The 14,786-nt window shown below is 66.3% G+C and carries 7 protein-coding genes and 1 pseudogene; 7 read left to right on the top strand and 1 reads right to left on the bottom strand.

All coding sequences use genetic code 11. The features are described 5' to 3' along the window. Positions 1 to 126: 126 nt before the first annotated feature. Positions 127 to 720, bottom strand: coding sequence for an NAD(P)H-dependent oxidoreductase (locus tag ACT2B0_RS12285; protein WP_473465202.1), 594 nt, complete (start codon positions 718 to 720; stop codon positions 127 to 129). Between the two features lie 317 nt (positions 721 to 1,037). On the opposite strand from ACT2B0_RS12285, the gene ACT2B0_RS12280 reads away from it, so the two are divergent. The 7 genes and pseudogenes from ACT2B0_RS12280 (at position 1,038) to ACT2B0_RS12250 (ending at position 14,575) form a co-directional block, all read left to right on the top strand. After that, the gene (locus tag ACT2B0_RS12280) at positions 1,038 to 2,888 is read left to right on the top strand and encodes an autotransporter assembly complex protein TamA (protein WP_473465199.1); all 1,851 of its coding nucleotides are present in this window, start codon (positions 1,038 to 1,040) and stop codon (positions 2,886 to 2,888) included. A gap of 125 nt (positions 2,889 to 3,013) precedes the next feature. Next, positions 3,014 to 7,186 carry a translocation/assembly module TamB domain-containing protein gene (locus ACT2B0_RS12275; protein WP_481658394.1) on the top strand — a complete coding sequence of 1,391 codons (4,173 nt, stop codon included), beginning with the start codon at positions 3,014 to 3,016 and terminating at the stop codon, positions 7,184 to 7,186. 374 nt (positions 7,187 to 7,560) lie between these two features. Beyond that, entirely contained in the window at positions 7,561 to 9,213 is a 1,653-nt protein-coding gene (locus ACT2B0_RS12270) for an ABC transporter substrate-binding protein (RefSeq protein WP_473465191.1), read from the top strand. Between the two features lie 226 nt (positions 9,214 to 9,439). Continuing rightward, positions 9,440 to 10,477 carry an ABC transporter permease gene (locus ACT2B0_RS12265; protein WP_473465188.1) on the top strand — a complete coding sequence of 346 codons (1,038 nt, stop codon included), beginning with the start codon at positions 9,440 to 9,442 and terminating at the stop codon, positions 10,475 to 10,477. A gap of 12 nt (positions 10,478 to 10,489) precedes the next feature. Then, entirely contained in the window at positions 10,490 to 11,647 is a 1,158-nt protein-coding gene (locus ACT2B0_RS12260; protein WP_473465185.1) for an ABC transporter permease, read from the top strand. 78 nt (positions 11,648 to 11,725) lie between these two features. Next, a pseudogene (locus ACT2B0_RS12255) lies at positions 11,726 to 14,021 on the top strand (dipeptide ABC transporter ATP-binding protein). Then, positions 14,021 to 14,575 (top strand): hypothetical protein, encoded by a 555-nt coding sequence (locus tag ACT2B0_RS12250; protein WP_473465183.1) that lies wholly within the window; start codon positions 14,021 to 14,023, stop codon positions 14,573 to 14,575. Before ACT2B0_RS12255 ends, ACT2B0_RS12250 begins: the two are co-directional and overlap by 1 nt. The last annotated feature ends 211 nt before the right edge of the window (positions 14,576 to 14,786 follow it).

Here is a 14,786-nt window from a genome sequence, read left to right as displayed (position 1 = left end):
AGCCGCGCGAATGCGGCCAGAGCGTGTCGTGGTGTCCCGCGACCCGGACCTGACTGCGCCTGCGTGCAGTCTTCGCGGCAGGGGGTATGGCCTCGGGAGGCGACGCACAAGGCATTGCGTCGACGCTCAGGCGAAAAACGCCGCCAGCCTGTGTTCGACCCTGGCCAGGAAGGCGGCGCGGGCCGGTTCGTCCGCCGCATCCATTTCGTATTTGGCGAGATAGAGCGTGCGGCAACGGCGCGCGCACAGCGCCCGGATGCCGCGCAGCAGGATCTTGCGTCCGGGGTGGCCGACGAGAAAGGACCACCAGCGCGGCGCGCCACACGTGGTGAGGACGGCGAGCTTTTCGATGTGGCCCATCAAAGGCTCGATCCGCCCGCCTTCGTCCGCAAGCGTGAAGGCGACGTCCTTGGCCCAAACCCGCTCGAACCAGCCTTTGAGCATGGCCGGCTGGCCGTACCACCATGTCGGGTAGACGAACACCATCGCCTGCGCCCAGCGCAACGCCTGGATATGGAGCGCCAGCCTGTCGTCGACCGGTTCGTGGACATTGTAGCCGCGCCGTTCCTCGGCGCCCATCACCGGATCGAAACTCTCGGCATAAAGGTCAACAAGGCGTGTTTCGTGACCGGCCGCGGCGAGCGCGGCAAGGGCGCGGTCGCGCAAGGCGGCGCAAAAACTCTCGGGCACCGGATGGCAATAAACGACAAGCACACGCATCAGGCGCGGTTCCTTCCCTTCGCCGCGCGGGGCCTTCCCGAAGCCATCCAAGCGACGCCGGTTTGCGTATCAGCTTGCCGGGAGGGTGAAAACCGGGCCAGGCGATTGTCTTTTTTCTAAGCAGCCTCTTGTGGAATCACTCAGCCATGCGAAGGGAAGGAACGGATGCAGGTGCATCCCGTCCCTATATCCGCTAGAACCTTCAGGGCAATTTTAACCATTCTCGCTATGTTGGAGCCATGCTGAGCCCGGGCGCGGAAAGTTCTGGAGTACCGCACGGCAGGCGCGTTCGCCGCGGCCTGGCTTCCGTGTCGGCCATGATATTGGCGCTTGTGCTGGCGCCGGCCCCGGCCGCCGCGTTCGAGCTCTTCGGCGTCACGCTGTTCGGGTCCAAGCAGGACGGCGAGGCTGCGGCTGTCGTCGATCCGCTCACCTATTCGGTCGATCTGCAAACCGGCGACGCCGGGTCCGAGCTGGACGGCAGGCTCAAAGCCGCCTCGACGCTTCTCGCCGACGCCGACCGTCCGGTGTCGGGATCGCTGGGGTTGTTGTCGAAGGCGCGTGCAGAGCGTGAATTGCTGGTCGCCGTGCTTTACGAGGCTGCGCGCTACGACGGCACGGTGGAAATCACCATCGCCGGGCGGGAGCTGGACGACCTTGCGCCCGACGCGGAATTTACCGCCGAACCGGTGCCGGTCCGCGTGGTGGTGACGCCGGGGCAGGTCTTTCGTCTCGGCCGGATCGACGTCGGCGGCGATACCGGCGACATCGCGCCGGCGCGCTTCGGTCTCATGCCCGGCGGCGAGGCCGGCTCGACGGTGATCCTCAACGCCGAAGCCAGGATGGTGCGGGCGCTGCGCGACAGGGGCCACCCGCTGGCGCGGGTGACCGGGCGCGAGATCGTGGCCGATCACAGGACCGGCCTGCTCGACGTCGCCATGGTGCTGGAGGCGGGGCCCGTCGCGCCCTTCGGCGCGACACGGGTCGAGGGCACCGAAAAGGTCGACCGCGACTTCACCGCCTATATGGCTGGAATCGAGCCGGGCGCGACCTATTCGCCCGACCAATTGGAGGCGGCGCGCGAGCGGCTCCTGGAGCTCGAAGTGTTCGACAGCGTGGCGGTCAACGAGGCCGACGCGCTCGACGCCGACGGCAGCCTGCCGGTCGACGTGACGGTGTCGGAACGCAAGCATCGCTTTTTCGGCGTCGGGGCCACCTTCTCCAACACCGAGGGCGCAGGGCTCGAGGGCTATTGGGGACACCGCAACCTGTTCGGCCGCGCGGAAAAGCTGCGCGTTGAAGGCTCGATCAGCCGGATCGGCGACACGGCGCAGTTCGGCCAGCTCGACTACCGGGCCGGGCTGTTGTTCGAAAAGCCGGGCGTGATCGGGCCGCCGTCGAAATTCATCGCGCGGCTGGACGCCACGTTCGAGCATCCCGACGCCTTCGACCGGTTCTCGGTCAAGGGGTCGACGGGCCTGCGCTACGAACTCACCGACACGCAGACCGTGTCGGCCGAGGTCGCGCTCGACTACTCCAAGATCGACGATTCCTTCGGCAGCAACGAGCATCTGATCGCCAGCACGCCGATCCAGTACGTGTTCGACAATCGCGACAACAGGCTCGATCCGAAATCCGGCTTCCGTCTGCTCGCCTATGTCGAGCCGGCGCACGACATTCTCAATTCGACCAGCTTCGTCAAGCTCAAGGGAGAGGCGTCGGCCTATCGCGCGCTGGACGAGGCCAGGCGCTTCGTCGCCGCCGGCCGGGTCGCGGCGGGCTCGATCTTCGGCGCGCCGCTTGCCGCTATTCCCGCCGACCGGCGCTTCTACGCCGGCGGCGGCGGCTCGGTGCGCGGCTACGGCTACCAGGATATCGGTCCGCGCAACGCCGCCGGCCTGCCGACCGGCGGGCTGTCCTATGTCGAAATCTCGGCCGAGATGCGTATCCAGCTCACCGACAGTTTCGGCATCGTGCCGTTTATCGACGGTGGCGCGGTGTCGACCTCGACCACGCCCGACTTCGGCGACATGCAGTTCGGCGCCGGCCTTGGGGTGCGCTACCTGACGCCGTTCGGCCCGCTCAGGGTCGATGTCGGCGTGCCCTTGAACAGGCGCCCTGGCGATCCGACCTTCGGCATCTATGCCGGTATCGGCCAATCCTTCTGAGGTGGCGCTGCGTCGTTGCAGAAACGGCCCGCGTGCCGCGCAAGTCCGTTCAACATGATTTCGGCGGAAATCACCTATAGTCGTGGCCAGACGGACTGATTCACGGTCCGGCCGAAAGGATCGTCGTGCTTCGCAGAATCCTGCGCTCCGTGCTGATCGTGTTTGCCCTCGTTGTGGTGTTCGCGGCGGGCATGCTGGTGGTGTTCACCCAGACCGAGGCCGGGCGCGCCAAGCTGGCCGCGATCGCCTCGGGCCTGGCCTCGGGCCCGGACCGCACGGTGCGCATCGAGGGGCTGGACGGGCTGCTTTCGGGGCAGGCGCGGATCGGCTCGGTCGTCGTGTCGGACAGTCGCGGCGCCTGGCTCTCGCTCACAGATATTGCGCTCGACTGGTCGCCGCTGGCGCTGGCGGGTTTCGCCTTCGAGGCCGAGCGGCTTCACGCAGGCAGCATCGATCTGGTGCGCCTGCCGGAGGCGGCCGAAACGGCCGAGGCCGATGACGGCGGCGGCTTCTCGCTTCCGGTTTCGGTCGATATCGCGCGCATCGACCTGCCGCGGATCGCCCTGGGCGCGGAGGTCGCGGGTGAGGCGATGACGCTTGCCGCGCGCGGTTCGGCGATGGCCGATGACGCGCCGCTGAGGATCGGCGCCGATCTCCAGGCCGAGCGCATCGACGGCGCGCGCACCGAAGTCAGCGCCAAGGTCGATTTCGCGCCGGACCAGAACCGTCTGGCGCTCGACGTGACCGCGCGCGAACCCGATGGCGGCCTTCTGGCCGGGCTTTTGAAACTGCCGGGCGATCCCGCCGTCGACCTTGTCCTGTCCGGCAGCGGCCCGCTCGCCGACTGGCAGGCGCAAGGGCGGCTCTCGGTCGACGGGCGGGTGGTGACCAGCCTGTCGGCGCAGCATCGCCAGAGCGGCGCCGGGCGCTTCGTCGCCGCCAAGGGCGAGGGCGATTTCGCGCGTTTTCTCCCACAAGGCCTGGCACCGGCGGCAGCCGGTACGATGCTGTTCGACCTCGCCGCAACGCTGGGCGAGGACGGTGCGGTGGCGATCGAGCGCGCGCTCGTGCAGTCGGACGCGCTCAGCGCCACGGCCTCGGGGCGCGTCGATTTGAAAGCGGAAAGCGATCTCGACATTAAGGTCACGGCGCAGAACGGGCCGGTCATGCTCACCTTCGGTTCCGACGCCGACCCGGTGATCGCGGGGGTGCGCGAGGCGCATGTCCGGGTGACGGGCAAGGGCGCGACCCCCGCCTTCGACGCGGCGCTGTCGCTCGCCTCCGCGCAGGCGGCGGGTTTCGGCGTCGCCGATATCGCGGCAAGACTGTCGTCGAGCGGGCTCGACATCGCCGAGCGGACCGGGCCGGTGTCGCTGACGCTCTCGGCGGGGGGCGTGGGCACGGTTCAGACCGCGCTCGCGCCGCTGGTGGCCGGGCCGCTCGACGTGAAAGGCGAGGCACGGCTGGAATCCGGCCGCATCGCCTTCGACACGATCGTGGTCAAGAACAACCAGCTCAGCGCCAGCGCCGATGGCGCCTTCACGATCGAGGGCGCGGCCGTCGAGGCCAGTTTTGCCGCAGACCTGCTGGTTGCGGCCCTGCCGGAAGCCGCGCGCGCCTATCTCGGCGACAGGCTGGCCGTCTCGGGCCGTCTCGAGCGGGCAGGCGATGGCGCTCTGGCGCTCGGCGATCTCGTGCTGCGTTCCGATCCGCTCGCCGCCGAAGGGCGGGTATCGCTTGCCGACGGCGTGCTCGATGCGCGGCTCGACGGCCGTTACGGCGCCGTCGCGCGGCTTTCCGACCAGGCGCAAGGCGAGATCAGCTTCGCCCTGGCGGCGACGGGCGACGTGGCCCGTCCCGACGTGACCGTGACGGTGGAAAGCGACCGCATCGAAAGCGCCGGCCGGGCGATCACCGATCTCGTGCTCGAAGCCTCCGGCACGGCCGATCTGGCGCGGCCGGTCGCCGATATTTCGCTCAGCGGCGCGATCGGGGGGGAGACGATCAGCGGCAAGGCAACGCTGCGCTCGGCCGACGGCGCAAGCCGGGTCGAGGAGCTTCTGGTCGAGGTCGGCGAGAACCGCATTTTCGGCACGCTCGATCTCGACGACGCCTTCGTGCCGGTCGGTGAACTGACGATCGCGCTGCCCGATATCGGACCGCTGGCGGCGATGGCGCTCGAAGAGGCGAGCGGCGATGTCTCCGGTTCCATCCGCTTCGGCAAGGACGGCGCGGTGCCGGTGGTCGAGCTGTCGGCCGAGGCGGGACGGATCGTGCGCGGCGACATCGTCGTCGACAAGGCGGAGGTGAGCCTGAGCGCGCGCGACTATCTTGCCGCGCCGACGCTTGCCGGGCGCGTGCAGGCAAACGCGATCAAGGCTGGCGGGGCCGATATCGGCGCGATCGACCTGCAACTGATGCGCGAGGGCGCATGGACCGGCTTTTCCGGCGGCGCGACGGTTGCCGGCATACCGGCTTCGGCCGCCGGCCGCGTGGCGGTCGCCGACGGCGTAACGACGGTTGCGCTCGACACCGCCAAGGGCGCGTTCCGCGGCATATCGGCGGCGCTGGCGCGGCCGACGACGATCACGGTGCGCGACGGCACGGCGGTGCTCGACCGGCTGGCCCTCGGCCTCGGCGGCGGCGAAGCCGAAATTTCCGGCACGGCCGGCGCCACGCTTGATCTCAAGGTTCGGCTTTCGGGACTGCCGGCCTCGCTTGCCAATGGATTTGCGCCGGGCCTCGGCGCGACCGGCGCGATCTCGGGCACGGTGGATATCAAGGGCGCGGCATCCGAGCCGCGCATTGCCTATGCCGTCGACTGGCGCGACATGGCGACGAGCCAGACGCGCGAGGCCGGTTTCGGCGCGCTGTCGATCGCCTCCAAAGGCACCTTCCAGCAGGGCCGTCTGCGCTTCGACGCCGACGCCGCCGGCGCCGACGGGCTGGGCCTCAGGGGCGGCGGCACGGTCGACACAACGGGCGCGATCGCGCTCGATCTGAATTTTTCCGGCAAGGTGCCGTTCTCGTTTCTGACGCGCCGGCTGGCCGCACAGGGTCTTGCGCTCGATGGCGGCGCCGATCTCCAGGTGGCGGTGTCCGGTGCGGCCGGCGCGCCGGCGATCTCCGGAACGGTCAGGACGACCGGCGCCCGGTTTCTCGACGCGCGCTCGGGCATCGCCGTCAGGGACATCGCCGCCGATATCGGCCTGGCCCGGAACGTGGCGACGATCCGCTCGATGACCGGCACGCTGTCGACCGGCGGGCAAGTGAGCATCGGCGGCACGCTGGGAATCGACCCGGCGCGCGGGTTTCCCGCGGACCTGACGGCGCGCGTCACCGACGGCCGCTATACGGACGGGCGCGTGGTGACGGCCAATTTCGGCGGCACGCTGAAGGTGACCGGGGGGGTGACCCGGCTGCCGCTGCTTTCGGGTCAGGTCGATCTCGGCAGAACCGTGATCACCGTGCCGGAAAAGCTGCCGCCATCGCTGGCGCAGCTCGACGTCAAGCACCGCAACGCCAGCGGCGCCGTGGAGGCGCAGGCCGAGGCGATGCGCCCGGCCGAGACGGGCGGTGGCGGCGGCGGTGGCGGGCTGACGCTCGACGTCACGGTCGACGCGCCGCGCCAGATCTTCATCCAGGGCCGGGGCATCGACGCCGAATTCGGCGGCAGGATCCGTCTCACCGGATCGGCGTTGTCGCCGCGCGCGATCGGCAATTTCACCATGCGGCGCGGGCGGCTTTCCATCCTGGGGCAGCGGCTCGACTTCACGCGCGGCACGCTCGACTTCGCCGGTTCGCTGGTGCCGCGCCTCAATTTCGCCGCCGACACAAGGGCCGACGACGTCACCGCGACGGTGGCCGTGACCGGTCAGGCCAACAATCCGAAATTCTCGTTCACCTCCACGCCCAGCCTGCCGGAGGACGAGGTGCTGGCGCGGCTGATCTTCCGCCGCTCGCTGTCGAACCTGTCGCCGCTGCAGATCGCCCAGCTCGCGGCCGCGGCCGCCCAGCTGGCCGGCGTCGGCGGCTCGACCTCGCTGCTCGACAATCTGCGCGACCAGATCGGCGTCGACGACCTCGACATCAAGACGGACGCCGAGACCGGCAAGGCGTCGGTTGCCGTGGGCAAATATCTGAACGACCGCACCTATGTGGGCATCGAAAAGGGCGATGGCGCCGGCACGGGCAAGGCCCGGATCGATCTCAATATCGGGCGCGGGGTCAAGCTGCGCGGCGAAGCCAGCGACGGCGGCGAGGCCAAGGGCGGCATCTTCTTCGAACGCGAATACTGACGGCGTTTCGTGCGCGCGGCGCAGCGCGCCAAAATTCCAGGCGATTTTTTCTGCAACCGCGGCGTGTCGGAGCAAACGTCAGGGCAGGTAAGGGATCGCGTCCCGACGGCTCTTCGTGGCGCGTACTCACGAGACTGCCGAGGATACGGCACAACCATGGCGCGAACAGTGCATATGATCGTGGCCAGGAGCGCGATGCGTGCAACAATTCGGCGAGTTCGCGGCGATTCTAGGCCATTCTTGTCGCAATTGCGGCATCTTGTCCTTTGGCAAAGTTGCACATTTCGCCCGGGAACAGTCCATGTGCGGCTTTTGACAAGCGTGGCCGGATGCGGAATGCTAATAGGCGAAAAGCCAAACAACGGGAGAGTGCGATGAAGTTCTACAAGAGCAATGGCGACCGGGTGCCCGAGAAAATTGCCGAGCTCGCCGAGAGCGTGAAATCGGGCAAGATGGATCGTCGCGAATTCCTCACCATGGCGAGCGTGTTCGGCGCTTCGACGGCCATGGCCTATGGAATGATCGGCCTTGCCGCGCCGGTAAAGGCTGTGGCGCAGGAGCCGAAGAAGGGCGGCGTGCTCAAGGTCGCCATGTGGGTCAAGGACCCGAAGGATCCGCGCACGGCGGACTGGTCGGAAATCGCCAACGCCCAGCGCCAGGCGCTTGAGCCGCTGGTCAAATACACGCATCAGTATACGATCGAGCCTTATCTGCTCGAGAGCTGGGACGTTAACGACGACGCCACCGAATATGTGCTTCACGTGCGTCCGGGCGTGACCTGGAATAATGGCGATACATTCAATGCCGACGATGTGATCTTCAATTTCACCCGTTGGGCCGACAAGAGCTCGGAAGGCAATTCCATGCCGGGCCGTCTCGGCTCGCTGGTGGACGACGAAACCGGCAAGCTCCGCGAGGGCGCGGTCGAGAAGGTCGACGACATGACGGTCAAGCTCAACTTGACCAAACCGGACATCGCCCTGATTCCGAACCTGACCGACTACCCGGCGCTGGTCGTGCATCGCAGCTTCGACGAGACCGGCGCGAACTTCGTCGAGAACCCGATCGGCACCGGTCCGTTCGAACTGGTTTCCTACGATGTCGGCCAGAGCGTGGTCTACAAGCGCCGCGAAAACGGCAAGTGGTGGAACGGCGAAGCGTATCTCGACGGCGTCGAGTTCATCGACTACGGCACCGATCCTTCGGCGATGGTGTCGGCGTTCGAGGCGGGCGAGGTGCATGCCAACCACGAAACCTCGGCCGATTTCGTCGACATCCTGGAAGGGGTGGGCATGACGACGTCGGAATCGGTCACCGCCGCCACGATCGTCGCGCGCACCAACGTCAACAACAAGCCGTATGACGACATCAAGGTGCGCAAGGCGCTGCAGATGGCGGTCGACAACAAGATCGTGCTGGCGCTTGGTTACGGCAATGCCGGCGAGCCGGCCGAAAACCACCACGTCGCGCCGATCCATCCCGAATATGTCGAGCTGCCGGCGCAGGAGCGCGACGTCGAGGGCGCCAAGGCGATGATGGCGGAGGCCGGCCAGAGCGACTACGAGCACGAGCTGATCACGGTCGACGAGGACTGGCACAAGAATACCGGCGATGCGATCGCCGCGCAGATCCGCGAGGCCGGCATCAAGGTCAAGCGCACCGTTCTGCCCGGGTCGACGTTCTGGAACGACTGGACGAAATATCCGTATTCCATGACCAACTGGAACATGCGTCCGCTCGGCGTGCAGGTGCTGTCGCTTGCCTATCGCACGGGCGAGGCCTGGAACGAGGCCGGCTATTCCAATGCCGAACTCGATGGCATGATCAACGAGGCGTTGACCATCGCCGATGCCGACAAGCGCAAGGTGCTGATGGAGAAGATCGAGAAGCATCTGCAGGATTCGGGCATCATCATCCAGCCCTACTGGCGCAAGCTCTACAATCATCACGCGCCGGAAGTGATGAATTTCGAGATGCATCCGACGTTCGAGCACGATTTCGGCAAGGTCTGGCTCGACAACGCCTAAGAAAAGAACCGGAAATGGGGGCGCCAAGCCCCCATTTCACACGCGGGGAACGTTGCGGCCGCGCGCCGCCCAGAGGGAACAAGAAAGCCGGAATACCGGTTTGCATGGTGGAGTGGGTTTGGATGGAACGTGGTTCCGTCCCGTTTTCGATACCCGCAGGACATCCTTGATCTCGTAACGGCGCACACGGCTGGCGGCATCCCCACCCGACCGGCAGGGGACAGAGATGATTTCATTCGTCGCGAGACGGCTCGGCACCATGGCGCTGACCATGTTATGCCTGACGCTTGTCGTCTTTTTCATGGTCAATCTGGAGCCGAACCTGCGCAAGCTGTCGATCAGCCAGCTCGACATGCGCTCCTCGGACGAACATATCGAAAGCTGGCTGGTCAAGAACGGCTATCGGGACAATTTTTTCGTCCGCTACGGCCGCTGGCTGGGCGTGGTCCAGAAACAACCCTATGTCGATCCCGAGACCGGGGTGGCGACGGCGCGGTTCTCCTATTGCGACGAGCCGGACGAACCCTATTACGGCGGCATTCTGCAGGGCGATTTCGGCTGCTCGACCAAGTTCAAGACCACGGTGGCGGCGAAGCTGTTTCCCGCGCTCGGCGCGACCGGTCTGCTGATGTTTTGGGTGATGATCGTGATGGTGCCGGTCTCGCTGCTGATCGGCGTGATCGCCGGCATGCGCGAAGGCACGCGAACCGACCGAAGTCTTTCGGTGGCCTCGATCGCCACCACGGCAACGCCGGAATATGTTTCCGGCGTCATCTTCACCGTCATCTTCGCCTCGTGGCTCGGCATCCTGAACGGATCGGCGGCAACCGCCACCAGCCGCGGCATCACTTTTTCCAATTTCACCCTGCCGGTGATGACGATGGCGATCTACGGCATCGGCTATATCGCGCGCATGACGCGGGCCTCGATGGTCGAGGTGATGACGCAGCAATATATCCGCACGGCGCGCCTCAAGGGCCTGGCCTTCAACGCGGTGGTCATCAAGCACGCGCTCCGGAACGCGCTGATCGCACCGTTCACGGTGATCATGCTTCAGTTCCCGTGGCTGCTGACCGGCGTCGTCATCGTGGAGGTGATGTTCCGCTATCAGGGTTTTGGCTACACGCTGGTGGAGGCGGCGGGCAACAACGACATCGATCTTCTGCTCGGCTGTTCGCTGGTCTCGGTGTTCGTCGTCCTGTTCACGCAGCTCATCTCGGATGTGGGATATGCCTATCTCAATCCGCGCATCCGCGTAAGCTAGGGGGCGCTTCGCATGGAACTTGAATATCTCGGCGTCTTCCAGACCTTTCTGGGCGTGCTTGTCCGCTTCTGGCCGGTCTGGCTCGCGCTCGCGATCGTGCTGAGCGTCAGCATGACGTTTAAGGCCCGGCTCGGCCTTTACGGGCAGCTCTTCGATACCGGCGCGGGCATTGCCGGCGTCGTCATCTGCCTGTTCTGGCTGTTCACCTCGATCTTTGCCGAGGTGATCTCGCCGTTCGATCCGCTGGCGCAGATCTTTGTCATGAAGGACGCGCTGCCCGGGGCGATCGAGCCGGAATCGGGCCAGGCGTTCCTGTTCGGCGGCGACCGGCTGGCGCGCGACATTTTCAGCCGGATGGTGTTCGGCAGCCAGATCGTGCTGGTGATCGCGCCGGCGGCGACCCTGTTCGCGCTGATGGTCGGCATCACGCTCGGCCTGCCGGCCGGCTATTATGGCGGGCGCATCGATTCCGTCCTGTCGTTCCTGGCCAATCTGGTGCTGGCCTTTCCGGTGATCCTGCTGTTTTACCTGCTGGTCACACCGGGCATCATGGACACGCCGATCCCCTACGGCATGGCCGGGGTGTTTTTCCTGTTTCCGATCATCTTCTTCTGCACGCTGTTTTTCACGCGCTACAGGAGCCGCCCGCAACTGCTTGCCGTGCAACTCGTGGTGACGCTTCTGATCGGCGGCTGGATCTATCTCGGGCTGGTCTTCGACGCCGATCCGTTCGGCATCATCGCCATCCGCCCGAATGAGCTCAACATCTTCGTGGCGGTCGTGTTCGCCTCGTCGCCGGGCGTGTTCCGCATCGTGCGCGGGCTGGTGATGGACATCAAGACCCGCGACTATGTCGCGGCGGCGCAGACGCGCGGCGAGAGCCCCTGGTACATCATGCTGTGGGAGGTGCTGCCCAATGCGCGCGGGCCGCTGATCGTCGATGCCTGCCTGCGGATCGGCTACACGACGATCCTGCTGGGCACGCTCGGCTATTTCGGCCTCGGCCTGGCGCCGGAAAGCCCTGACTGGGGCACGGCGATCAAGGAATCGAGCCGTCTCCTGCGCTCCTATATCCACCCCGCGCTGCCGCCCACGATCGCGCTGATGTCGTTCGTGCTCGGGCTCAACCTGCTCGCCGATGCGCTGCGCGAGGAATCTTTGAAGGACTGACGGCAGCCGAACCACGATCTCCCTGCGTCCCGCCGCGCGGCGGGGCGCGCACAGACAGAAGAAACCGAGAGCGACGCCATGAACGAAGCCATCAGCATCTCGCGGACCCAGCAGGCGGGCGAACCGATCCTGGAAATCGAGAACCTGTCGATCTCGTTCTTCACCCGCAAGGGCGAGATCCCGGCGGTGATGGATTTTTCCTGCTCGGTGATGCCCGGCGAGGCGATGGGCATTGTCGGGGAATCGGGCTGCGGCAAGTCGACCGTCTCGCTCGGCATCATGCGCGACCTTTCCAATGTCGGCCAGATCGTCGGCGGGCGGATCATATTCAAGGGCCGCGACATGGGCGACATGTCGGACGAGGAGTTGCGGGCGATCCGCGGCAACGAGATCGCGATGATCTATCAGGAGCCGATGGCGAGCCTGAACCCGGCGATGAAGGTCGGACAGCAGCTCATGGAAGTGCCGCTGATCCACGACAAGGTGTCGAAGGAGGAGGCCTATAACCGCGCGCTGGAGATGGTGCGCTCCGTGCGCCTGCCCGACCCCGAGCGCATGATGCGGTCCTATCCGCACCAGCTTTCGGGCGGCCAGCAGCAGCGTATCGTCATCGCCATGGCGCTGTTGTCGAAGCCGGCGCTGCTTTTGCTCGACGAGCCCACCACCGCGCTCGACGTGACGGTCGAAGCCGGTATCGTCGAACTGGTCAAGGGGCTCGGCAAGGAATTCGGCACGTCGATGATCTTCGTGTCGCACAATCTCGGCCTGATCCTGGAGACCTGCGACCGGATCACGGTGATGTATTCGGGCGAGGCGGTGGAAACCGGCAATATCGACGATGTCTTCAACCAGATGCGCCATCCCTATACGCAGGGCCTGTTCCGCTCGATCCCGCTGCCCGGCGCGGACAAGAACTCGCGGCCGCTGATCGCCATTCCCGGGCAGTTGCCGCTGCCGCAGGAGCGTCCGCGCGGCTGCAATTTCGCGCCGCGCTGCCACCATTTCGTGGAAGGGGTGTGTGACGCGGCCGAAATTCCGATGATCGACGTCGAGGGTCACGACCGGCACCAGAGCCGCTGTGTGCGGTTCAACGAGCTCGACTGGGAGGCGCTGCCGGAAGGCGCGACGGTCGAGCACGAGGCCACCGAGCCGGGCGCGCCGGCGCTGGTGGTCGACAAGCTGAAGAAATATTACCACGTCGCCGCCAACGCGATCTTCGGCGGCTCGGAGACGCGCACGGTCAAGGCGAACGAGACGATCAGCTTCGAGGCGCGCGAGGCCGAAACCGTGGCGATCGTCGGCGAATTGGGCTGCGGGAAGTCGACGCTGGCCAAGGTGCTGCTCGGCCTGGAAACGGCGACCGAGGGTACGGTGACGCTGGGCAACAAGGAAATCCAGTCGACGCCGATCGAGGACCGCGACGTCGACACCATCTCGTCGATCCAGATGGTGTTCCAGAACCCGTTCGACACGCTCAATCCGAGCCATTCCGTCGGCTCGCAGATCATCCGGACGCTGGAGAAATTCAAGGTTGGCAACAGCCAGGCCGACCGCCATACACGGATGCTGGAACTGCTCGACCTGGTCAAGCTGCCGCGCGCCTTCGCGGTCAGGATGCCGCGCCAGCTTTCAGGCGGCCAGAAGCAGCGCATCGGCGTGGCGCGCGCCTTTGCCGGCAACGCCAAGGTGGTGGTCGCCGACGAGCCGGTGTCGGCGCTCGACGTGTCGGTGCAGGCCGCCGTCACCGAACTGTTGATGGACATCCAGCGCAAGAACAAGACGACGATGCTGTTCATCAGCCACGATCTGTCGGTGGTGCGCTATCTCGCCGACCGGGTGGTGGTGATGTATCTGGGCTATATCGTCGAGCAGGGCACGACCGACCAGATCTTTTCGCCGCCCTACCACCCCTACACGGAGGCGCTGCTTTCGGCGATCCCGATCGCGGACACCAGCGTGGTCAAGCAGCATATCGTGCTTGAGGGCGATATTCCCTCCGCGCTCAACCCGCCCACCGGCTGTCCGTTCCAGACGCGCTGCCGCTGGAAGTCGCGCGTGCCGGGCAACAAATGTGAAACCGAGGTGCCGCCGCTCAAGGAACTCGGCAATGGCCACAGAAGCCTGTGCTGGCTCGACGACGAAATCCTGGAGGAGATGGAGCCGGTGATCAGCTTCGAGGCCGGCGCCAGCAAGGTCGCCGAAACGAAGCGCAAACAGCCATCGGCCAAGACCGCCAAGACGGCCCCGTCGGCCCGGCAAAAGGCGAAGGGCGAAATTCCCGCAGCCCGCGCGGCGGCGGCGAAGAAGACGGGGAGAGCGGGCGCGCGCAAGACGCCGTCGGCGCTGCCGGGTGAATCCGCGTCGGCCAAGGTGATGACGCAGGTCGGCGCCGGCCGGCAGGCGGTGAGCGCATCGACCAGGCCGGCGACCGCAAAGCGGCCGAAAACGGCCAAGCAGGCCGCGCCCGACACCGATCTCGCCGGCCGCAAGGCCAAGCCGGCGGGACCCAAGTCCGTGTCGCGCGGAGCGCTTGCCGCGAGCGGACCGGCACCGAAGACCGCCAGAAAAGCGCCGTCGGCTGCGGCCCGCAAGGGTAGCTCCGTCGCCGGGAAGGCAGGGCCAGCCAAGGCCCGGCCGGTGTCCGACCCGGACAGGAACCGCCCGCCGGCGATGCAAAAGCCGGCCAGGCCGGACGATCTCAAGCTGATCTCGGGCGTCGGCCCGAAGATCGAAGGCATTTTGAACGGGCTCGGCATTTACAGTTACGGCCAGATCGCCGCGTGGAAGAAAGCCGAACGCGCGTGGGTCGACGGGCATTTGAAGTTCCACGGCCGCATCGAGCGCGAGGATTGGGTCAAGCAGGCCAAGGCGCTCGCCAAGGGCGGCGAAGCCGAATATGTCAAGGTTTTCGGCAAGAAGCCGCGCTAGGCGAACAGGACGGGTTGGCCATGCCGCCCGAGCGCGCCGGCGCCGGGAACCGGTGACCGGGCGGGGGCAGGGTGACTGACCGCGTGCCAGTCCTCGCGCGAGGGGCTGCTGTCGCGCGGCTTGGAACGTGTTCTCCACAATCCACCGCAACCACACGGGGTCCCGGGCGGAAACCCGTGCGTGCTCACCAGGGCGATTATGGTGACGGCGG

This window comes from Nitratireductor sp. J20-h4 (assembly GCF_056780505.1).
This window is presented reverse-complemented; position numbering and strand designations above follow the sequence as displayed.

Coding starts and splice junctions, on each gene's coding strand:
- ACT2B0_RS12265 (WP_473465188.1), top strand. CDS start 9,440: ATGATTTCATTCGTCGCGAGACGGCTCGGCACCATGGCGCTGACCATG.
- ACT2B0_RS12280 (WP_473465199.1), top strand. CDS start 1,038: ATGATATTGGCGCTTGTGCTGGCGCCGGCCCCGGCCGCCGCGTTCGAG.
- ACT2B0_RS12285 (WP_473465202.1), bottom strand. CDS start 720: ATGCGTGTGCTTGTCGTTTATTGCCATCCGGTGCCCGAGAGTTTTTGC.
- ACT2B0_RS12270 (WP_473465191.1), top strand. CDS start 7,561: ATGAAGTTCTACAAGAGCAATGGCGACCGGGTGCCCGAGAAAATTGCC.
- ACT2B0_RS12260 (WP_473465185.1), top strand. CDS start 10,490: ATGGAACTTGAATATCTCGGCGTCTTCCAGACCTTTCTGGGCGTGCTT.
- ACT2B0_RS12250 (WP_473465183.1), top strand. CDS start 14,021: ATGACGCAGGTCGGCGCCGGCCGGCAGGCGGTGAGCGCATCGACCAGG.